Origin of the sequence: Stenotrophomonas sp. CFBP8980, assembly GCF_034046095.1 — a bacterium.
GTDB classification, from domain to species: domain Bacteria; phylum Pseudomonadota; class Gammaproteobacteria; order Xanthomonadales; family Xanthomonadaceae; genus Stenotrophomonas; species Stenotrophomonas lacuserhaii.
In genome coordinates this window covers 1,253,334-1,275,591 of sequence record NZ_JAXCXF010000001.1, presented here as the reverse complement: position 1 = coordinate 1,275,591, position 22,258 = coordinate 1,253,334, and the positions used below count along the sequence as shown (strand labels likewise).

The 22,258-nt window shown below is 66.2% G+C and carries 9 protein-coding genes; 3 read left to right on the top strand and 6 right to left on the bottom strand.

The window, feature by feature from the left end; genetic code table 11:
- The first annotated feature begins 657 nt into the window (after positions 1-657).
- The 3 genes from SOM47_RS05590 to SOM47_RS05580 all read left to right on the top strand — a co-directional run bounded on the left by SOM47_RS05590 (position 658) and on the right by SOM47_RS05580 (position 3,128).
- Entirely contained in the window at positions 658-894 is a 237-nt protein-coding gene (locus SOM47_RS05590; RefSeq protein ID WP_320504987.1) for a helix-turn-helix domain-containing protein, read from the top strand.
- A gap of 111 nt (positions 895-1,005) precedes the next feature.
- On the top strand, positions 1,006-1,821 hold the full coding sequence (locus SOM47_RS05585) for an alpha/beta fold hydrolase (protein WP_320504986.1): 816 nt from the start codon (positions 1,006-1,008) through the stop codon (positions 1,819-1,821).
- A gap of 2 nt (positions 1,822-1,823) precedes the next feature.
- Positions 1,824-3,128, top strand: coding sequence for a GGDEF domain-containing protein (locus SOM47_RS05580; protein ID WP_320505065.1), 1,305 nt, complete (start codon positions 1,824-1,826; stop codon positions 3,126-3,128).
- Between the two features lie 39 nt (positions 3,129-3,167).
- Here the strand turns inward: SOM47_RS05580 and SOM47_RS05575 are convergent, their stop codons facing one another.
- From SOM47_RS05575 to SOM47_RS05550, 6 genes are all read right to left on the bottom strand, one after another.
- A complete protein-coding gene (locus tag SOM47_RS05575; protein WP_320504985.1) occupies positions 3,168-4,133 on the bottom strand; it encodes a DUF1684 domain-containing protein in 966 nt (321 codons plus the stop codon).
- Between the two features lie 5 nt (positions 4,134-4,138).
- Complete coding sequence (locus SOM47_RS05570; RefSeq protein ID WP_320504984.1) at positions 4,139-7,153, bottom strand: TonB-dependent receptor domain-containing protein; 3,015 nt, start codon at positions 7,151-7,153, stop codon at positions 4,139-4,141.
- A 54-nt stretch (positions 7,154-7,207) separates the two neighbouring features.
- Positions 7,208-8,410: an OsmC family protein gene (locus SOM47_RS05565; RefSeq protein ID WP_320504983.1), complete on the bottom strand. Its 1,203-nt coding sequence runs from the start codon at positions 8,408-8,410 to the stop codon at positions 7,208-7,210.
- Positions 8,411-8,525: 115 nt separating this feature from the next.
- Entirely contained in the window at positions 8,526-9,944 is a 1,419-nt protein-coding gene (locus SOM47_RS05560; protein ID WP_320504982.1) for a sensor histidine kinase, read from the bottom strand.
- 5 nt (positions 9,945-9,949) lie between these two features.
- Positions 9,950-13,606: a porin family protein gene (locus SOM47_RS05555; RefSeq protein WP_320504981.1), complete on the bottom strand. Its 3,657-nt coding sequence runs from the start codon at positions 13,604-13,606 to the stop codon at positions 9,950-9,952.
- A 19-nt stretch (positions 13,607-13,625) separates the two neighbouring features.
- The gene (locus SOM47_RS05550) at positions 13,626-22,253 is read right to left on the bottom strand and encodes a CLIPPER-2 domain-containing protein (RefSeq protein WP_320504980.1); all 8,628 of its coding nucleotides are present in this window, start codon (positions 22,251-22,253) and stop codon (positions 13,626-13,628) included.
- Between the last annotated feature and the right edge of the window lie 5 nt (positions 22,254-22,258).

The window sequence follows — 22,258 nt, the reverse complement described above, 5'->3', positions numbered from 1 at the left end:
CAACTTTGCTCTGTTTTGCCCTTTGGGCACGGCGGAGAATGCACTGCATTGCCCGTGGATTCCATGGCGGGCGATGTGGGGGATCCCTGATCCGCCGGCTTTTTTGTCAATGTTCACCGGTATGGCAACCCGCATCGCCTGCCACCTTGCGCGCACGCGCAGGTGGCCTCACGCCTTGCGAAGGACGACCGATGGATCCGAAGCATCCGCTCATTGCCAAACGTCTGCACGCCCTGTTGGGCGACAGAATGCTCGACTTCCCGCCCCACTTCATTGAACGACTCGAGCGAAGGCTGGAAGAGTACGAAACCTCGCGCGCCCGTGGCGAAAGCGTGGTGCATCTGCGGCTGGTCGCCGATAACGTCGAGAACGCCTTACAGAACACGCCGAAGCAACACGAGGAAAGCGCCTACGCCAGCCGCGTCGCCGTGCCGATGCGAACCCTGCAAGGACTGGCCTGCGTGCTGGACCTGCTGCATGCCGCCTACACGGCCCGACCAACAGCGGCATCAGCGAGCGGCACGTTGAGGGCCTGCTCCTTGCCGGACAGGCACTGGTCAGTGACGCCGCGCAGACAGCGTGGAGGAGCCAATGAGCCCTGGCGGCAACGGAAGTGCGGGGCATCGTCCGCCCCGCAATACAGATCCGGCCTGGCAGATGGCGGAACATCTGGACTCCCGCCTACGCCTGCAGGACTGCGACGAAGCGAGCATCGCGCGCGCCCTGCTGCTGATGTCCGAACTGCACGGCATGAGCCGGGCCGCCCGCGCCTGCGGGATGCGCAGCGACGCCATGCGCCGGCAACTGGATGGCACCCGACCGCTGTATTTCGAGACGGTGCTTGGGGTGAGCCGGGCGTTGGGATTGCAGCTGAGGGCAGAAGCAGGACAGTAACCGGCCGCCCTGCGCCAAGGTGCCGCCCGCGGCCGGGTGTATCCCCCCTACCCCGGAGGTGTAATGGACCCTCGCCCCAACGTGGCCTACTATCGCGGGTTACGAAACGCCATGGGTACCTTGTTCGTGGAAAGTTTTGACAGATTCAACGGCCGCCGCAGCGGTGCAGGCAAGCCCATCGCGGTCCTTTCGCATGGCTTTGGCACCGACCAGAACGCCTGGTCCGCCCTGCGTCCGTGGTTCGAACAACGGTTCGATGTCATTTCATTCGATCTCGCCGGCTGCGGTCCCCGTGGTACGGAAACCTACGACTTCGAACGGCACGGTTCGTTGGCCGGCTATGCCGATGATCTTCTGGATATCCTGGACGAGCAGGACGTGCAGAGCTGCACCTATATCGGACACTCCATGAGCGGGATGATCGGCGCCCTTGCGTCCATCGCGCGGCCGGAGCTGTTCGAGCGCATGGTACTCATCGGGGCATCGCCGCGTTATCTGGATGACGACGGTTACACCGGTGGGTTCAAGCCGGATGACCTGGAAAACCTGTTTGACAGCATGAGCGCGAATTACCAGGCGTGGGTGGCCGGCTTCGCCCCGATGGTGGTCGGCGTGGATGACCGCGAGGTCATCGCCGATTTTTCCAATGCCTTGTTCCGGATGCGTCCGGATATCGCGCTGAATACCTCCCGCACCATTTTTACTTCAGATGTCCGAGCACTGGCGGCGCAGGTTTCGCGCCCGGTGCACCTGGTCCAGACCTCGGTCGACGTCGCCGTGCCAGTGGCCGTCAGTCACTGGCTGGCCGAGGCCATCGAGGGAGCAACCCTCGACATCATCGATGCATCGGGCCATCTTCCGCACATGACCGCGCCCGATGAAATGACCCGGATCCTCCAACAGCGACTGGATCGGACGGCCCGTTGAAGATGGCCGACAGCAACGCCCTGGTCAGCCTGAGCCAGTTCGCACGTACCGCGTCCGGGGCCGACCTGGCGATCGTGGTTGAAGTGCAGACCGACGGGCGCGTCGCATGGTCTACCGGCTTTCCCTTGACCTCGTTCTCCGGCTTCAATCTCGCGCGCAGTGGCGTGCTGGAACACGCCTGGAATGATCAGCCGGTGGACGCCTCGCGCTTCCGCCTGCCAACAGCTGTTCTCACCGCGCTGGGCGGCCCTGCAGGCAGCGTGCTGTTCATCCCCGCGCCGTCGGACGACGCCCCATCGAGCGGCCTGCTGCTGCTCTGGAAGACCGGTGCCAACCCCGAGCAGTCCGCTGCCTCGGTGGCATTGCTGGGCCCCAGTGTCGCGCAGCTTCTCTCGGCGCGACGCGGCGCGGTGCAGGACATCGTCGTGCGCAACCAGTTCATCGATCTGGTGGAAAGTGTTCCTGCGGGAATCGTGCTGGTCGACGGCGATGGCCTGGGCACGGTGATAAACCAGCGCGCCGCCGAGCTGCTGGGGCAGAAGCCCGGCAGACATCGCGCCGTTGACCTCGTTGCGCCGATGCGGGCGTTGCGGCAGCGCTGCGACAACCATGAAGAGCTGGAACAGGCCTACGCCGCCCAGGTGGGCAACCTCAATTTTGCGACGACGCTGCATTGGGTGATGGGGGAGCGCACCTTCGAGGTGGATACCCATCCGGTGCGCGGCGATGGCGAACAGGGCCGCATCTGGCTATTCACCGACATCACCGCGGACCTGCTGATGGCCGCCGAACTGCGGCGCCTGGCTTCGTCGGACCCGTTGACCGGCGTGCCCAACCGGCGGCACTTCGAAGAGCGCTCCGCGCAGATCATCGCAGCGCGCGAGGCAACCGGACGCTCGGTTGCGGTGTTGATGCTGGACGTCGACCATTTCAAGAAGATCAACGACACCCACGGTCACCCGATCGGCGATGAAGTGCTGAAAGTGGTTGCCCGCCGCTGCCGCGAGGCGCTGCGTGAGCGTGACCTGTTCGCGCGCTTTGGCGGGGAGGAGTTCATCGCGCTGCTGGCGGCACCGACCGCCGATGAGGTACCCGCCACCGCCGAACGCCTGCGCAACGCGATTTCCGGCGCGCCGGTGCACGTGGGCGGCCTATGCATCGATGTCACGGTCAGCGTGGGCGGCGCCCTGGGCGAGGCCCTGCCGGGCAGCGACGCGAGGTTGCTGGAACAGCTGGTGGCACGTGCGGATGAGGCGCTGTATCAGGCGAAGGCCAACGGCCGGAATCGGGTGCGGATCAGCGGGTGACCACTCGTGTGCCGCCGACCATGGGTCGGCGCTACCAGGTCAGTGCTGCGCCAGGGCGTATTTCTTCTCGCCCGCCAGCACCGCCAGCCGCACGCGTTCACCGCTGGCGTCCTGCTGGGCCAGCCGGTTTTCCGGCGGGGGCAACGGGCAGGTGGCGAAGTCCGTATAGGCGCACGGCGGGTTGTAGGCGCGATTGAAATCCAGCGTGACCGTGCCGTCTGCCGCGACCGCATCGGTGCGCAGGTAGCGCCCCACTCCGTAGGTCTGGCGACTGGTGGTCTGGTCCTGGAACATCAGGTTCAAGCTTTTCGTCGGGTCGCCGAGGGCTTCCAACCGCCACTCACGCCCTTGCTTCTCGAACACCACGTAGCCCGGATTCGGAGTATCCGCGACCTCGCCGAGCACGTTCACGATCGGCAGCGTCCTGCCGGCCGGGTGCGGCACGAACCGCGCCTGCACACGCCAGCTTTCCTCGGCCGGGAAGAAGTCCAGACCACCGAAATGCAGGCGCGCCGGCGCATCCGCATGGCGCACGCGCAAGGCCAGTCGCTGCGCGCGCTTGATCGCGGTGATCTGCCCCTTGCCTTTGTCATAGGACAGCTTGGTGCCCCCGCCCTTCCCTTCTGGTTCCAGCCGCACCTCTCCGTGCACCGGCTTGCCATCGGCGGTGATCTGCGCCCCATCGACCGGCCTGACGTACACACCGTCGGCGCGCTGCTCCAGCTGGGCCAGGCGGTCCGGTGCGATCGCCAGGCGGATGGCATTGCCTTCAGCACCGCCCACGCTCTGCGTTCCGGGTTCGATCCAGTGCAGTCCGATCAGGCTGGTCCACCCATCGGGCTTGCCCAGGTCCGCGGCACGTTCATGCACCCACTCGGCGTGTTCGCGCTTGAAATCAAGCGCTGCAGTCGCCGCTGCGGAAGCCTCCGGCGCAGGCCTGTCCTGCGGGCTGCACGCCACCGCAAGCAGGGTGACAACAAGTACAGCAAGCGTGTGCGTCTTCATGCAGGTCACCAGTTTTTGGAAATACCGAGGTGGACGTAGCGTCCGTAGGTTTCGTGCAATGCGCTCAGGTAGCTGCCGGTGGCATTCAACGGCGGCTCTTCGTTGAACAGATTTCGCGCCCCCACTTCCACTGCCGTTCCCTTCAGGCGTCCTCTGTTGAACTCCTTCTTGACCGACAACGCCCAGCGCTGTGTGGAGCCCACCACGAACGGCGTGCGATCGGCATAGGCGCCGGCGGTCACGCTGTCGATATAGTCGTCGCGCACGCGGACCGTCCAGTCCTGGAGGTTCCAGATCAAGGTTGCGCTGGCCCGCCATTCCGGCTTGGCCCCATTGATGCCGACCTCGTTGGCCGCGCCCAGGTCCGGCGCGATGATGTTCAACTGGCCATTGGCTATCGCGGCGGCCACCTGCTGCACCTCGGCAGGCTTCTGCTGGGTGTACTCCTTGAGCTGGCTGACACTGAGCAGGAACGCAACGTTGCCCCACGCCGTCTCGCGCAGGCGCCAGGTGAAGTTGTAATCCACGCCCGACGCGGTGAGCGGCCGACGATTCTGGTAACGGTTGTACACGTGCGTCACCACGCCTGCAGGCGCAAGACCCGAGCCTGCAAACAGCGCGGTATCTTCTGCCGTCACCTCCGCACGCACCACGTTCGGGTTGCTGCTGCCTTCCACCACGCGCAGATACGCGTCGTACAACAGCTCCTCGCCCAGGGTATTGATCGGATTCTCTACCTGCACCCGCCAGGCATCCACGCTCAGGCTGATCGAGCCCAGGGCTTCGGGCAGGAACTGCGGCTCGAACACCGCGCCCCATGACGACTGCCGGGTGGTTTCCGGCTTCACTTCATCGCCGTATGAGGTCACCGCGCTCACCGACGGCTTGACCGACGAGCCACTGCTGTAGGCATTCAAGCAGGTGCTGTAGTCGGGCTGCGCACCTTTGGTGATCAGCGCGTGGCAGCGGATCGCATCGTTGTTGAAGCCGAACCCGTAGGTTGGCGGGGAGTTCACCAGTTCCAGTCCCGGTGCGCGGAAACCGCCGCTGACCGAGCCGCGCAGCAACAGGCTGTCATTGACTTTCCATGCCGCGGCCAGCTTCGGCTTGGCCACCTTGCCGGCGTCGCTGTAGTCCTCCCAGCGGCCCGCAAGCTGCAGGTCCAGTGACTGCACCAGCGGTATGCCCTGCGCGGGCGAAACCAGCGGCACGGCGAGTTCGATCAGCGCCGACTTTACGTTGCGGCTGCCGCGGACATCGGGCCGGGGGCTGTGGGTGAAGAAGTTGCTGGCCGCGACCGTGCCGGTATACCAGTCCGTGTAAGGGCGGCTGCCATCGATGTTTTCGTCGCGGTCATCCTCACGGCTTTCATACCGGTACTCCACACCCGCCGCCAGGCCGATGTCACCGGCGTACCAGGTAAACAGATCGGAACGGTTGATCTTGAAGTCCCACAGCGCCAGCTCCGTGGTCCCTTCGCGGGTCGCCTCGCCAATGAACGCCGAGGTGTCGTAGGGCGTCGCATCGCCCAGCCGGATGCTGGCCGTATCACCGCCACTGAAGGGGTTGTAGGCACCGGCATCGGTACGGTTCACCGCCGTAATGAAGGCATCGGTCAGCCCGCCCTGCTGCGTGTCGGTACTGCGTGCGCGCGAATACAGCAGCGCGGTTTCCCAATTCCAGCCGCCGTCGGTCCAGCCGCGCACGCCCAGCAGCACACGCGACTGATCGTTATCCACCTTGACCCGGCGGATGCCCGAATCAGCGAACTGGTAGTTCAACAGCCGGATCGCATCGGCGCCGCGCAAGGCGTCCGGTACCCAATAGGCGTCCGGCCGGATATGCAGCAGGAAGCCGTCACCGCCGAAGCCCGACTCGCTGCTCACCCAGGATTCGGAGGTCGCCCGGTAGTACCCCAGCTCACCGAACAACTGCAGGTTGTCGGTGGCATCGAAGCGTCCACTGGCGAAGACGTTTCCCTTGTTGATGGACGGTGCCGAGGTGATGCCCGGCTCGGCCGCGGAATCGTAGTGATAGCGCGTCGGTACCGCGCCGGACACCAGCGCGCCGCTGGCCGGATCGACGTGCCAGCTGCCTGTGCGCCGGCTGCCGGCGTAGGTATCAAAATGACCCCAGGGTGTGCGCGTACTGAAGCCTGAGGTGCCGTTCGGATCCGGCACGCTGGTGCCATCGCCGAGAGGGCGGCGACCATCGATGGCGGTGAACCAGGCATCCGAATTGCGCTGCGCCGTGCGCTTGGAAACGCCATACAACACCGAGATATTGCCGCGCCCCTGCGCGAAATCACTGCCGAAATAACCATCCAGCGAAATGTCTTCGCGATGGCCATCAGCCACCTTGCCGTAGTTCAGTTTGATGCCACCGCCGTTCGCCACATTACTCGGCGTCACCAGGTCGACCACGCCTGCCACGGCATCGGACCCGTAGATGGACGCCGCACCATCCAGCAACAGGTTGACCCGCTCCAGCCCGAACGTAGGAATCGCGTTGGCGTTGTAGGTCGTGTCATCTCCGCTGTTGCTGATCGGGTGCTGCACCGTGCGCCGGCCGTTGATCAGCAGCAGGGTGTACTTGGACCCCAGATTGCGCAGGTTGATGGAACCCACGTCACCGCGCGCTACGTTCGAGTTTCGCCCTGCGTTGGTGGTTCCTTTCTCGGTGACGGCGACATCACCGAACTGCGGCAGGCTGCGGAACAACTCGTTGCCGTTGGTCGCCCCGATGGCGTCGATCTGTTCCCGGTCCACCGCGACCACCGGCAGCGCGGCCTGCGCGCCGCCCCCGGCGATCTGCGAACCCAGCACCGATACCTTGTCCAGCAGGCGGGCGTTCGAGCCCTGCGACTGGGTGGCATCGGCGCTCCTCTCCTCGGCCGCATACGCTGCCGGTGCAAGCAGGGTGCACAACGCGAAAGCCAGCCGCCCGCGACGAGGACGAGGGCCGTGCAGGGCATGGCGCGGGCTTTTCGCGATCGGCTGCGAACGGAGGGTGCGACTCATTGAATATCCCCAGAGGATGGCTGAAGGGCACTGCCGGATGGATCGCGGCGTGCGTTATCGCGCTTGGTTCGTCGCTTCGGTGTAGGCACCGCGGACGATGCTGCCTTCGAGCTTCTGCTCGTCCTTTACCAGGTTGTAGAGCGGGCACGTCGCCTCGACCGACTGGCGTAGCGCGTCGATCTCCTGTTCGGATGCAGGCGATTCAATCCGCAACTTGTAACGGATGTCGCTATAGCGTGCCGGCGAGCGGATGTTGCTGCCGAAACGCGGGCTCAGCTGACCATCGACCGTGAGCTCCAGCGAATCCAACAGCACATTCCGTGCGGCGGCCTGCACCTCGAAGATGTGGGTCAGGCAAGTACCGGTCACGCCCAACAGGTGTTCCTCCACCGTCGGCGCCAGCCCGTAGCCGAGCAGGCCGGGCGCGCTGTCGTGCAGCTGCTGGTGATAACCGTCCTTGCCCAGGAACACCCGGCGCAGGCCGGTGCGTGGCTCGACATGGGCGCGCGCCACCAGGGTTTCCGGCTCGGTGGGCTTGCCCTTGCCCGAGCCCGGCTTGACCTGCCTGGCCAACACTGCCGGACGCTTTTCCTCTGTGATGAAATCGCGCAGGCCGGGCGGCAGCTTGGGGTCGCGCACCGCATCGCTATGGATGTACTCGACTTCGGCATGGCTGACCTGCTGAGGCCGCGTTACCAGATCGATGGCAGAGGATTTTTCGTGCACCGCTCGCTTAAGCGCCTGCAGCTGCGCGTCGGTGGCGGGCGAATCGATGTAGGCCACATAGGAGAGGTTGTTCGGGTACGCCAGGCTCTCGCTCTTGCGTTCGGGAATGCTGGTGAACACCACGTCCAGCGCATCCAGCGGGACATTCTGCTCGGCCGCCTGCACGATGTACTCATCGGCCACGGAGCTGGCCAAGGTGCCGACCAGCGAGTCCCAGGAACCGGCGCCCAGGTTGTAACCGGCGTAGTTGCGGCCACTATCGCTGATGTACTGGAATTCGCCCGTGGGCCCGATGCGCAAGCGACGTACGCCGGAGCGGCTTTCGGCCGTGGCCTTGGCGTGGATCGCGGTGGGCGCGGCAGGTTGCGCGGACTGCGCCTGGATGGCCTCACGCTTGGCGGCCAAATAGGTTCGCAGGGGAGAGCCGCTGTCCGCCGCTGAGGAAACGAGCGGCGCGGCCAGCAGCAGCATGGCAGACAAGGTTGTCGCGCCGAAAACCTTGAACGGCGACGCAGAACGGGCGGTGGACATGGGCGGGCGGACTCCGTGGATGACCGTGAACGAAGGCCCACTGTTTCACGTCACGTCGCCGCGCTTAAATAACCGTTGGCAATTCCGATATTCGTGCGCAGGGATCAGGATCCGCTCACGCGGCGCAGCCTGCAGACCGCACGAAGCGCAGGCGGAAGCTGGCGCCGCGGCCCGGCGTACTTTCCACTGCGATGCTGCCGCCTTGGCTGGACATGAGGTCGCGCGCCATGGCCAGCCCAAGGCCGGTACCCTGCCCGGCCGGCTTGCTGGTGACGAAGGGTTCGAAGATCGCATCCTGCAGTTCGGCCGCGATTCCCGGGCCCGAATCGCTGCAGACCAGCCAGACTTCATTGGCGGTGCCATGCGCCACCAGCTGGACGTCTCCCGTCCCGCGCATCGCGTCGTCCGCGTTGCTCAACAGATTCAGCAGGATCAGCCCCAACTGATCCCGATCGAACTCCACCCACAGCCCTGCCGGGATGTCTGTATGTACCCGCACGCCCGGTGACACCGTCTGTCGCAGCAGCGGCGCCAGCTCTTCCACCACCTCGCGCAGTTCGTGGGGCTCGATCACCGGATCATTCTGCCGGCTGAACGTCAGCAGCCGTCGGCTCAGAGCATCGGCCTTGCGCACGGCGCTCTCGGCGCCTGCAAGCGAGCCCGCCACTTTCTCCGCGGTCTGGCCGCGCTTTGCCTGCTGCACATACCCCAGGATCAGCGACAACAGGTGGTTGAAATCATGGTTCAGCCCTGCCGCCAAGCGTGCCACGGCTTCGATTTTGCGGGCATGTACCAGCTGTTGCTCCACCTTGCGCCGCTGCTCCACCGCCCCCTGCAGCCGCACGTAGGCCTCGTTCGCCTCGCGCCCCTTCGCCCTCGCTTCGGCCAGGCTCTGTCGCAGTGCCGAGCTGGCGCGATCAAGCACCACGGCGATAAGCAGGAAGATCGCCCCGCTGATGAGCCCATCGACAACCAGCGCTGCCGAGCCATCGGCAGACCATTCAGACCAGACCCCCAGACCGAACGCGATCCAGATGGCCGCCGTGACGCCCCACAACGCAGCACGGCCGACGACCAGGGCTGCAATGACCATGCAGACGGTCAGCACCGGCTGTTCGAAGCGCTGGGCGCCGAACCCACTGCCGGCATAGGACAGGCATACCGACACTGCGAAAACGGCCAGCAGCTGATAGGCCGCCCAGCGGAAGTGCCCCATCCGGACCAGGACGAACCCGCTCAGCGCGACGACGCTCAACAGCAGGCTCAAGGCCATGCTGCCGACTTCTCCCTCGCGCCACGGCACGTCCATGGCAAACGCCCGGTAGGCCCACGCAAGCGGCGGCAGCCCTCCCAGCAGGAGCAGGACCAACTGCAGCATCGGTGCGTTGCGCAGGTCCACCGGATCGGCCACGGGCACGTTCCGCAGCCACCGGACGGGCTGGGCCAGCACGGAAAGCGTGCCGCGCCCGATGGATTGCCGGGCAGCATCGCCGCGTTCGTTGGAGGGTTCGTGCCCGGGTGACGTGGTCTGCATGTATCTCAATAAGTGCCCACCACGTTGAGATACCAGCCGCGGTGGTCGTAGTCGAAGTCGGTGAGCTTATCGCTGAAGTCGGTGAAGTTGTAGCCTGCCCCCACGCGGAAGTTCTTGCCGATGTCCCGGTCCAGGCCGACCAGCCAGCCCTGGCGGGTACCGCCGTCCTTCACCTGCAGCGTGCGGTACTCGGCCAACCCATGCCATGACTGCAACAGGTCATACCTCAACTGCCCCGCCATGAAGGTCGTTGATGAGTCGAACCACGGGCCGGCGCCCCGGCCCATGCGGACCTCGCCCTCGCGCTGGGCCACCTTTGCCGCGACTTCCCACCGCTGGTCGATCCGGTAAACACCCTCGAGGGAAACCACCTGGGTTTTCTGGTCCACGTTCGTGCCGTTGACCTGCCCCAGTGTGGAGAGGTCATACAGATAGGTATACCGGCCGAAGACGCCCCAGCGCGTGCTCTCCCAGGGGCGCCAGGCGAAGCCGACGTTGCCCTCGATGAAGCGGGCTCCCTGCGTGGGATCGAGCTCGTCATCGGTGTCCGACCAGTTCAGGCGCGCTGCCATGCGCCAGCTGTCATTGAAGCGGTGGGTCAGCCGGTTGCTGAGCACCCATTGTTCGCGGCGCTCGGCACCGGTGTCGCGCCGCCATTCCAGCTTGCTCTGCCAATCGGTCTCCACCGAGGTGCGCCCACCCGACACGCTCACCGCGCGCCGATCGACCTGTCCTCCATCGTTGTTCACCAACTCGCCCTCCTGCAGCGTGAAGCCGAGGTTCCAGCCCTGCGCCGGATAGAAATCCATGCCGAAGGTGTGCGCCAGGCCGGATTCGTCCGGATTCTTCAGGTACTGGCTCTCGTTGAACACGTTCACCTGGTTGGACAGGCGCCACCGCTGGCCAGCCGTCCAGCCGGACTGGCGCTGCGGGTTGAACAACGAGTCGTAGCCCGTGCTGTCGGTGGAAACTGTGTAGCTGCCATACAGGCTCTGCTGCGCGTTGACGCGGTATTCGGCATCGACCTGGGTGGAATCTCCCCTGTCACCCCGGGTGGTCTCCAGGCCGACGGTCGAGCTGTCGCCGAAAAGATACTTGCTACCCAGCGTGTACGCATCGTTGTCGGCGTACTTGCCATGGTCATCGTCGAGCGTCACCTGCGCCACACCGTACACGTCCAATGCCGTACCAAGGCGGCGGGTGTACTTGAGTGCGCCAAGGGTTCCAGCAGCATTGCCGCTGGCGCGCTCTTCATCGGTTCGTCGCAGCTCGGCCGTCAGTGCATCGAAGTCGCCGATCCGCCATTGCGCGGTCACCTGCGCCTGCTCCAGTGCTTCGCTGCCCCGCTCGGCGCGGCTCACACGGCTGTAGAGCGACAGGTCCCGATGGACCTGGCCCAGCACTTCGGCGCCGTATTCGGTGACATCGGCTGCTGTGTCGTAGCGGCTGATCGAGTAGCCCGCCCCCACTTCGCGCCACCACGCGGCCGCGCTCCAATCCTGGGCGGTCCAGCCCAGCTCCTTGAGGTTCACGCGGCCCTCGACCGCCGTGGCTTCGCCGCTCTGCGGCCCGGCGCCGTCGATGCGCTGGAAGGTGAAGCCACCATTGTCGGAGAAGAACAGCGGTGCACTGTTCGACTCTGTGCGGCTGTGCTCGATCTTCAGGAAGGTACCCTTGCCGGCCTGCAGCGTAAGGTCCGCACCGGAAAGCGAATAGTCTTCGCCCGAACGGTTCTCGTTGACCTGGGTGACGCCCACGCCCACGTGGTTGCCGAACCAATGCTTGGCCCGCAGGCCTGCCGTCATGTCGTCGGCATCGAACTCGGAGGGCACCCATTCGTAATCCACGACCAGGCGTTGTTGATAGCCATCCAGCGGCGTATCCCGCGTTATCGAGGGCAGGTTCTCGCGGGTGACCTGCGCGAGCGGACGCGTCAACAGGATGCGCCCCTGCAGTTCATCGATCTCGTAATCCGCGCCGCGCTGCAACGATACCGTGCTTTCCACCCGGCCCGTGGTCAGGTCGCGGATCTCCAGCACGACGCGCTCCGAGCCCGGCAGGACGTCCGCATGGCGCAGGTAGTACAGGCTGCCGCCGGTGCCCAGGAACTCGCTGTGTCCCGGTGCGGTCTGCGCTTCGGATGCAAACGCACGCAGCATGGTCGCAGGGTCGCCCCATGCGTTGCTCGCACGCGAGCGCCAGTCCAGGGCTGCGCCGTACAGTGAACGCACGTACTGCGCGTACTCGGTGCCGGTGATGCCGGTGGCGAAGTTGCCCCACAGGGCCTGGTTCTTGTCCCAGTCCATCCGCACGTAGAACCGGCCCATGGTGTCCACGTCCCGATGGACATTGGAATCATCGCCATACACCGGGTAGTACAGATCCGGATCCAGGCGGCGGAAGATATCCGTCGGGTCCGCCTTGGTGAAGCCAGTGAAAAGCGCCTCCAGGTCACGTTCGGTCGTGTCGGCCTGCGCGGTGATGAGGTAACGCCCCTGGGTCTTGGCTTTCAGATAGAACGCCAGGCGACCATCGCTGATCACATCATCGGCGTAACGTTCGTTCACCGCCGTTGCGTCGACGGAGCCGCCCACCTTGTTCTGATACACCGTCACGTCCGCCAGGCCCACACCGAACAGGTAGCGCCCGGTGACATCGACATCCAGCGTACTGCGGATCGGCTCGCCCTTGCCTTCCAGCTCGATCAGGAAAGAACTCAAGCCGATCGGGGACAAGTACTCGGCGACGAACTTGCGCTCCATGTCCACCGGGTAAGTGTCGCCGTTGATCTTCAGGCTCAAGCCTTCGGGCAGGTTGCGTCCATTGATCCGGATGCGGGAGCCGTGGATCGGGATGTTCTGCTGACGGAGGCCATCGACCGCGAAGACCTCGTCAAGCAGGCTCTGCTGCTGCGCCTGCTCGGTGGTGAGCGCAGTCCCCATGCTCTTTTCCACACTCTGGCGCAGCGCGACCGCACCGCGCTCGGCCTCTTCAGGGCGCACCAGCTGCAGCTGACGCGGTTGCGTTTCGTCAAAGCGCCCCTCTGCATCGTAGGCGCGCAGCACGTAGACCAGTTCGTCCCCTGCCCGGTAACGGTAGCGGCCCGGCAGCTCTCCGTTCCATTCGCCGCTCGACACGGCAGCAACCGCGAGCGGCACGCGGGCCAGCGGCTCGATCAGGTCCACATCTTCTGCCCGATGGATGCTCAACTCGTATCGGTCGATGAAGCGCGGGTAGTTGCTGCGGACGTAGAACTGGACCGGCTTGGTCACGCGGGTGCCGTCGAAGGCCACGATCGACGGCGCCGAGATGGACAGCGTCGGCTGACCCAGCGTGGGGTCTTCGGTGGCCCAGACCGCGCCACCGTTCGGCAGATCGATGGAAAACTTTCCACTGGCGACGGCGCGACCCGGCTGCGCCAACGCCACCTGCACCCGGCGATCAGGCGCGAGCGCCCGAGACCCCGAGTCCGGCGCCGTTCCACGCGTCACGGGCTCGTCGTAGCTTCGGGTGCGGACCTGGAAGAGCACTCCGTCTTCGGAGCGGCAACCGCTGTCGGTGCAGTCGGCGGCCGGTTCCTGGGCGTAGGCCGTTCCCAGCCCCATTCCGCCGGCAAGCAGGCTGATGAGCGCGCAATCCAGCAGCTTCATTTGAATATTCATGGCTGTCCCCTGTTCCTTCTCAGCGACCGTGCTCGGCAGGGGTTGCCGGGTCATCGTTGTATTCCACGTTCACTGCCTGGACCGTCCCGGGCGGCAGGTTCGCCGCAATGGCGCGCTGCACAGCCTGGGCACGGCGCAGCCCGAGTTGCCTGTTGTAGGCGTGCGAACCGCGCACATCGGTATGGCCGGTGACAATCACGCGTCCCTTCGCCTGCACGACGGCCGCCGCTACCTGCTCCATCAGCGGGCCGAACTCGGGCTTGATCTCGGCCTTGTCGGTATCGAAAAGCACGGTCCCAAGAAGGGTGTCCGCGCCCTGCAGCGTGAGTGAGCGACTGGCCGGATCGCCAAGGTCACCGCGCACGCTGATGGAGGTGCGTTGAGCCACTTCAGGCGGGAGCCGTGCAACCAGCGCATCCCGCACCGCAACGGCGCGCTGGTAGCCCAGCGCCTGGTTGCCGTCGCCCCGGATCAGCACGTCGCCGCCGTGGTGGGTTTCGACCTGCGCGGCCATGTTGTCGAGGACCGCGCCATTGCGGGGCCGCACGACTGCGCTGTCCGGGGCAAACAGCACCTCGCCCAGTTCCAGCTCCACCGCCTGCGCGTCGGCGCGGATCGGTTCGGGCATGCGCACGCCGAAATCGAAGCGCACCGGCACGCCCGGCGTAACCCGCCGCAGCAGCGGATTGGCCGTGGTGAATCCCGCACCGGCCGGCAGGGTGGAAGGATCCACCTTCAGGATGAAGTTGCGCCCGTGGGCCCATGCTCCACCATCGACTCCGGTGAGGTGATAGCGGCCGAACTGGTCGGTCTCGATCAGCAGCCCTTCCACCGATGCCAGGCGGACGCCCGGAATGCCGCGCTCATCGATGCCTTCGTTGCGGATGATGTAATCCACGACGACCTCGTTGCCCTCGACGACGGAGCGGCGCTCGACCACTGGCGCTGCGGCCGTCAGCCCCTTCGCTGCATCGCCCCGCATCTCGATGCGCGTGCTGCCATCGGCAGCCATGCGGACACGGATGCCCTGGTCGCTTTCGAGAATGAAGTCGTCGGTGAAGGCAGCGGTGCGCAGCCGCTGGCGAATCACCAGCACGTGGCGCTCCGCCGGGTCAGCCACCGATTGACGTCCGCTCAGGCGGCCCAGCGACAGGCCGCGCAACAACGGGGCGCTCGCATCAGCGACCGGCAACAAGCCGGTGCCATCGCCATTGTCGACAAGGGTCGATCCCCCGATGTAGTCGCCTGCTGCGAAACCACCCTGCACCTTCAAACCCGTCAATGCCGCGCTGTCCTGCCAGCCATCGCCGTCGCGGTCGTCGAACACGGTGCCGAACACGAGGCTTTCATCCAGCAGCGGATCGGCATCGAGCACCACTTCCGCCGTGGCCACGTTGGACGCCGGCTGTCCGGTTCCATCGAGCGCCTGCGCACGGTTGATCTGCACGCCCCGCTGCACCCCTGCGCCCACCCGCATCAGGTAGACCAGGGTCATCTGGTCGCCGACCTTCAGATCGATCCCGTCGAAGCGGATCGGGTTGAAGCCACTGGCAACGACGGTCGATCGCGCGTCGCTGGCAGCCAGCGAGCCTTCGACGTAGGTGAAGCCAGCCGGTGGGGTGTCCAGGACACTGCCGCCGGACAGATCCACCGTGCCGACGTTCTCGATCGTGACGCTGTAACGGACCAGGTCGCCCGTCTTGATGTCGCGCGAGGTGGTCGACTTCGTCAGCCGGAGCGAGGCCGTGCCTTCGATGTCCACCGTAACGGTTGCGTCAGCACACAGTGCCGTGGGGTACGAGGTATCGCACACCCGGTAGACATAGGTGTCGGTGCCGGCAAAACCGGGCGCCGGCGTGTAGCTGCAGCTGCCTGCCGCGCACGTGACACTGCCGTTCGCCGGCGGCGTCATCAGCAACACGGAGTCCGGATCCAGCGGCGCGCCGTGGCTGCGGTCGTTGCCGACCACGACCAGCTGCAGGGGAACACCCGGCTCGGTGCGGCCTGCATCGTCGATCGCTTCAACCCGGTTGGGATCGATGGCGATGACCACGCGGGCGGTGGTGCAGTTGGTCGGGTTGGCGCGCTCGCATATCTGGTACTCGTAGCTGTCCTCGCCCCAGAAACCGGGGTTGGGCGTATACGTGATGGTGCCGTCGTCGTTGACCACGATGGAACCGTTGGTCGGCGGGACCAGTTCACTGACCTGCACCGTCGCGGGGTCGACCGCCCTGCCGTCGAGCAGATCGTTCTGCAGGACCGGGGTGGTCACCGGGGTGTTCTGCGGCGTGCGGTCACGGTCATCGACGGCGTCGATGTCCCAGGCCAGCACCGGAACGTCCAGGCTCGGCGAACAGATCGGATCATCATTGCCGGCTTCGCACAGGCCGGGCGTTGCCGTGACGATGGCAGCCACGTTGCGCACGTTGCCTGCGACCACATCCGCCTGGCTGACCTGGTAGGTGCCGGTCAGTACGCAGCTCGCTGCGGGCGCAAGGGCCGCGCAGGTGACGCTTGCGGGCGTGATCCTGCTGTCGGTCACGACCACGTCCTTGAGCGTGGTATTGCCGGCATTGGTGGCGGTGATGGTGTAGGTCAACGTGTCGTTGAGGCTCACCGTGCCCGACCCGTCTTCATCGGCATTGCGGGAAAGCAGCTTGGTCGATTCCAGTGCCGGCAGCTGCGCTACCGGAGTGCGCACCGTGTCTTCCGGACTGGTGACGCGGCCGGAGCCAGGATTGCCCGGCGTTGACGGCGGCGTGCCTTCGGCATGGGCGGTGTTGACCACCTCCCCCGCATCCAGGTCGGCCTGGACCAGGGTGTAGCTGCCCGTGCAGACCGTGCTCGCACCGGGCGCCAGCACGGTAACCGGGCAGCTCGGTGCAGTGGCCAACCTGCTGTCCACCACGTTGACCGCGGTCAACGTCAGGTTGCCCGTATTGGTGACCAGGAAGGTGTAGGCGATGGTGCTGCCCACTGCGTTGCCGCTGGCCGGAGCTGCCGTCTTTTCAATGCTCAGCGACGGTGCCGCCGGCAGGTCCACGATCACCTCGTCTTCCGGGCTGGGCACGCGCGGCGGGTTGGGATTTCCCGGGGTCGCCGGCGGCACGCCTTCGGCATGCGCACGGTTCACTACCCGGCCCGCATCGAGATCGAGCTGACTCAAGGTGTAGCTGCCCGTGCACGAAACGGCGGCACCCGGGGCCAGCGTGGTGGTCGGGCAGACCGGAGCCGCTGCCAGCTGCGCGTCCACGATGCGGATGTCGTTGAGGGTGACATTGCCGGTGTTGGTCACCACGAAGGTGTAGGCGATGGTGCTGCCGACCGTGGCGCCCGACGGCGGCCCAGCGGTCTTCACGATCGAGAGCGACGGGGCTGACGGCAGGTCCGTCGTTTCCTCGTCTTCCGGGCTGGGCACGCGTGGCGGGTTGGAGTTCGACGGCGTCGCCGGCGGCGTGCCTTCGGCATGCGCCACGTTCACCACCCGGCCCGCATCCAGGTCGGCCTGGACCAGCGTGTAGGTCCCGGTGCAAGTGGTGGTTCCGCCCGGGGCCAGGGTGGTGGTGGGGCAAAGCGCTGCCTGCGCCAGCTTGTCATCAACGACCGCAACGCCGGTGACCGTGACGTTGCCGGTGTTGGTGACCAGGAAGGAGTACGCAATGGTGCTGCCCACGGTGTTGCCACTGGGCGTGCCCGCCGTCTTGACGATCGTCAGTGCTGGCGTCGCCTGCAACGGCGTGATTTCTTCATCCTCCGGGCTCGGCACGCGAGGCGGATTGGGGTTGGAAGGCGTCGCCGGCGGCGTTCCTTCGGCATGGGCCGCATTGACCACCAGGCCTGCATCGAGATCGGCCTGGACCAGCGTGTAACTGCCCGTGCACGTCGTGGCCGCACCCGGTGCCAGCGTGGTGACCGGGCAGACGGGGGCAACGGACAGCTTGGCATCCACCACGGCAATGCCGCTCAGGGTGACGTTGCCGGTGTTGGTGACCACGAAGGTGTAGGCGATGGTGCTGCCGACGACGTTGCCGGTCGGGGTGGCCGCGGACTTGACGATGCTCAGCGCGGGCGCCGGCGCGTCCACAGGGATGTCCAGCGTCGGATTGCAGAGCGCACTGGTGTTGCCCGCCGGGCACAAGGACGGGTTGCCCGGGGTGGACACCACGGCAGTGTTGCGGACCAGGCCACTGTCCATGTCGTTCTGGCTGACACGGTAGGTGCCGGTCAGCACGCAGTTGAGCGTGGGTGCCAGGTTGGAACACGTGGTGGTCGAGGGGACGATGCGGGCATCGGACACCGTGACGCTGGCGAGCGTCGTATTGCCCGTGTTGGTCACCGTGACCGCGTAGGTCAGCGTGTCGCCCAGGGTCACCGTGCTCGAGGCGTCCTCGTCCGCATTGCCCGCCAGTTGCTTCACCGACGTCAGTGCCGGGGTCTGGGCAAGCTCGGTGGTTTCATCGTCTTCCGGGCTCGGCACCCGCGGCGGGGTCGGATTGCCCGGGGTGGCCGGCGGCGTGCCTTCCGCGTAAGCCGTGTTGAGCACGCGCCCGGCGTCGAGGTCCGATTGAGTCAGCACGTAGGAGCCGGTGCAGGTGGTCGTCGCGCCCGGTGCGAGCGTGGAGATGGGACAGGTCGGCGCCGTGGTCAGTTTCGAATCGACCACGGCAACGCCGGTCAGGGTGATGTTGCCGGTATTGGTCACCAGGAAGCTGTAGGGGATCGTCGAGCCTACGGCGTTGCCGCTCGGCGATCCGGCCGTTTTGACCAGCGTCAACGACGGCATCGCCGGCAACACGGAGGTCTCTTCATCCTCCGGGCTGGGCACGCGCGGCGGGTTCGGATTGCCCGGGGTCGCCGGCGGGGTGCCTTCCGCATGGGCCGTGTTCACCACGCGGCCTGCATCCAGATCAGCCTGGACCAGAGTGTAGGTGCCCGTGCAGGTGGTGGTCGCTCCCGGAGCAAGCGTGGTCACCGGGCAGACCGGCGCGGAGGACAGTTTGTCGTCGACCACGGCAATGCCGGTCAACGTGACATTGCCGGTGTTGGTCACCAGGAAGGAATAGGCGATGGTGCTGCCGACAGCCGTGCCGCTGGGCTGGCCCGCGGTCTTGACGATGGTGAGCGCCGGGGCCGACGTGAGGTCCGTGGTTTCCTCGTCTTCCGGGCTCGGCACGCGCGGCGGGTTCGGATTGCCGGGCGTCGCCGGCGGCGTGCCTTCCGCATGGGCCGTGTTCACGACGCGGCCTGCATCCAGATCAGCCTGGACCAGGGTGTAGGTGCCCGTGCAGGTGGTGCTCGCTCCCGGAGCGAGCGTGGTCACCGGGCACACCGGGGGCGTGGCCAGTTTGTCATCGACGACCGCCAGCGCGTTCAACGTCACGTTGCCCGTGTTGGTCAGCAGGAAGCTGTAGGTGATCGTGTCACCGACGGCGGACGTAGCCGGGGCGCTGCCCGTCTTGACGATCGTCAATGCAGGCAGCGCCGGTTCAGCCGGGATTTCCAGGGTGGGACTGCACGAGGCGTTGCTGTTGCCGACGGGGCAGACCCCGTCGGTGCCCGGCGTGGTGATCGTGGCCGTGTTGCGGACCAGTCCGGTGTCAACGTCGGTCTGGCTGACGGTATAGACGCCGGACAGAACGCACGCGGCGGCGGGCGCCAGATCCGTGCAGGTGATGCTGGCCGGCACGATGCGTGCATCGGCCACGACAACCGAAGGCAGCACCATGTTGCCCGTGTTCGTCGCGGTGACCGTATAGGTCAGCAGATCACCGACAGCGACGGTTCCGCTGGGCGCGGCGCCGTTGACCAGGCTCAGCGCCTTGGTCGAGGCCAGGCCAGGCGTCAGCGTGAGCGGCGTGGTCTCCTCGCAGTCGTTGCCGGTCGCGGCACAGTCCACGGGCGTGTTGCCCTGCACGGCCACTTCATTGCGGATCGCCGTTGCCGTGCTTGGCACCGTGGCCGCCACCTGCACCCGGAAGCGCAGCGTGACCGAGCCTCCGGCCGTGATGTTGACCGCGTTGGTGTTCGAACACACGGCGGCGCTGCACGTGAAGTCGCTGCCGGCCGGAAGGAACGTCGTGTTCGCGGGGACGCCCTCGACCACATCGCCTGCAAACAGGGTGGCGGCCTGGGAACCGGCGACGTGGCGGATGCGGATCTCATACTCCAGCACGTCGCCCGGCGCCACACTGGTGCCCGGCGCGCCGCCGTTCACGGCGCCAAGCACCTTGTCGACCTGGAGCTGGGGCGGAGCGATCGCCGGGAAACTGCACGAGGCCAGGTCGCGGCCGCGGTCGCCGCCGCTGGCCAGGGACGAATTGCCCGCCAGCGTCATGGTGCCGGTAGCCAGGTCCATCGCGTAGTAGTTGCCCGTCGCGTTGACCACGACGTACAGCCGGCCATCCGCGCCGAACGCCGCGCCGGCATAGAAGGCACCGTTCGGCGCTCCCGTGAAGCGCTGCTGCAGGGTGGCCGTGCCGGCATCCACATCAACCCGGTAGAGATCCGAACCGGCGACAAGCCAGCCGATGCCATCCTGGTCGAAGGCGATGTCGCCCGAGCCGGTATCCGACGGGGCCACGTCGTAGGTCAACGTGGTGGGGGCACCGGGGGTGTAACCAAACGTCCCCGCCGGGTCCAGCCGATACATGCGGGCGGTCCTGCCGCTGACGGCGGTGACCATGTAACCAATACCTTCGCGTGTCATGCCAGCGCGCGGCAGGTCCGCGGCGATCACCGCACCGGTCTGGTACCAGCCGCCATTGTTGGCGTCATACGCCCACACTTCACCGCCGGAGCCGTTTGCCCGGGTGTGGAACAACAGGCGGTTGCGCGCGGCATCCACCATCAATCCGTTGAGGTTGCCGGGCAGGCTGATGGCCAGGTCACCCACGGCTTCGTCGGTGCTGGCGCCCGGAACGTAACGTCGGAAGCCCGCTCCGTTCACCACGCCGAAAATGCCACCGTCGGCAGGACAGAAATCCACTGCGGCAATGGCGGGCACTTCGACCGGGCCGATGGTGGCCGAGGCGCGTCCCTCGTAGTCATCGGGCACCTCCACGGTCTGGCCGTTGTGGGTGACCTCGGCGTTGTTGATGATCTGCGCCGTATCCGGCGCCGTGTCACTGACCTTGACCTGGAAGCGCAGCGTTGCGCCCTGCCCCGGCGTCAACAGGCCGCCATTGGTCGCATCGGCGCCTGCACCCACGCGGAACACAACACGGTTGCCAGCAGCGTCGAATTCCGCGACGTCGTCGCCCGCCGAATCGGTCTCGGCCGGGTTCTCACCGGTGCTGATGCCCCGCCCCTCATCCGCGACGACGCGCAGGCTGCCCGGTACGAACGCCGTGTGGGTCGGGATCGGATCGCGGACGGTGGTGCGCGTCGCACCATCCTGGCCACTGTTCTGGAAGGAGATGGTGTACTCAAGAATGTCGCCGCGCCGCAACGGACCGGTCGGGTGGGTCAGGTTGCGTACCGTCTTGTCCAGCGAGCTGACCAGATCGGGCACGAACAGGTCCGTCACGAACACCAGCGCATGCGGGAAGTAGGCATCGCCGGTACTGGTGAACGTCAGGGTGGCGCCGGTGGCGCTGTTGGCCAGCCGCGGGCGGGCAGACGCCGCGTTCGCCGCATTGTTTGAAATGTCGACCAGCTTCAGATCGACAGCGAACTGGTTGGCGTAGTCGGGTGTCTTGTTGGTGAAGCGCTCACCGAGACGGGTGATGCCGCTGTTCCAGAAGTTGTTGGCCGGGCTCAGCGCATCGCTGACAGCGCCTGCGTTGAGCACGTTTCCGTTGCCGCTCAGCTGGAATGCGTCACCGGTGATGTCGCCGTCGCCTTCCCACACCAGGGCACCCATGAAGGCATTGAACGGACCGCTTGCCGGCGTCAGCAGACCCGACACGGAGGCCGACTGTGCATTGCCGCCACTGACGTAACCGGCGTTGCCGTCGAACACCATCAAGCGGCGGAAGGGCTTGCTGTCGTCTTCGTACAGGACGATCAGCGCCCAGCCACCGTAGTTCCCGAGCCCACCGCCGTTCCCGGTGACGGCAGTCAGCCCACCGGCGTAGTAGGTTCCGTTGCCCGACGCGGCGACCAGCGCGGTCACGTCCGCGTAAGCCGTGTAGGGCCGGTTGGCGTTCGTATCGCCTTGATCATTGAAGGTGTTCAGGTCGGCAGCGCTGGCGGTCACCGAGCGGTAGGTGCCACCAGGCACCCGCAGCTGGATCGTCCGCCGCGCGGCATCGGTGTTGCCCGCTCGCGCGCCCCAGTACAGGCCAGCCGAGCGGATCCGCGCGCCTGCCGGCACGCTCAAGGTGGCCGCGGAGGAGTTCGCCGGCACGGTGGACGGGAGCCCGTCCGCATCTACGTTGATGAACTCCATCACGCGGTTGCCGTTGCCGCCGGTGCTGTTGCTCATGCGCTGGCTGGCGCAGTTCGCCGAGCCCGTGCCGGACGTGGCGCAGGTCAACAGGGCGTTGCCGACCATGGCCACATCGCCGCGGACGTTGAAGCTGTGGCGCGGGGCGAGCTGGGCGAATGCGGTCAGCGGCGCCAGGGCCACCAGCACCATCAACCAGAACCCGAAACCAAAGCAACGACGGAAGCGCCCTTGCGGAGAGCGTGCGAGCTGACGAGCCATATCCT

Coding starts and splice junctions, on each gene's coding strand:
- SOM47_RS05590 (WP_320504987.1), top strand. CDS start 658: ATGGCGGAACATCTGGACTCCCGCCTACGCCTGCAGGACTGCGACGAA.
- SOM47_RS05585 (WP_320504986.1), top strand. CDS start 1,006: ATGGGTACCTTGTTCGTGGAAAGTTTTGACAGATTCAACGGCCGCCGC.
- SOM47_RS05580 (WP_320505065.1), top strand. CDS start 1,824: ATGGCCGACAGCAACGCCCTGGTCAGCCTGAGCCAGTTCGCACGTACC.
- SOM47_RS05575 (WP_320504985.1), bottom strand. CDS start 4,133: ATGAAGACGCACACGCTTGCTGTACTTGTTGTCACCCTGCTTGCGGTG.
- SOM47_RS05570 (WP_320504984.1), bottom strand. CDS start 7,153: ATGAGTCGCACCCTCCGTTCGCAGCCGATCGCGAAAAGCCCGCGCCAT.
- SOM47_RS05565 (WP_320504983.1), bottom strand. CDS start 8,410: ATGTCCACCGCCCGTTCTGCGTCGCCGTTCAAGGTTTTCGGCGCGACA.
- SOM47_RS05560 (WP_320504982.1), bottom strand. CDS start 9,944: ATGCAGACCACGTCACCCGGGCACGAACCCTCCAACGAACGCGGCGAT.
- SOM47_RS05555 (WP_320504981.1), bottom strand. CDS start 13,606: ATGAATATTCAAATGAAGCTGCTGGATTGCGCGCTCATCAGCCTGCTT.
- SOM47_RS05550 (WP_320504980.1), bottom strand. CDS start 22,253: ATGGCTCGTCAGCTCGCACGCTCTCCGCAAGGGCGCTTCCGTCGTTGC.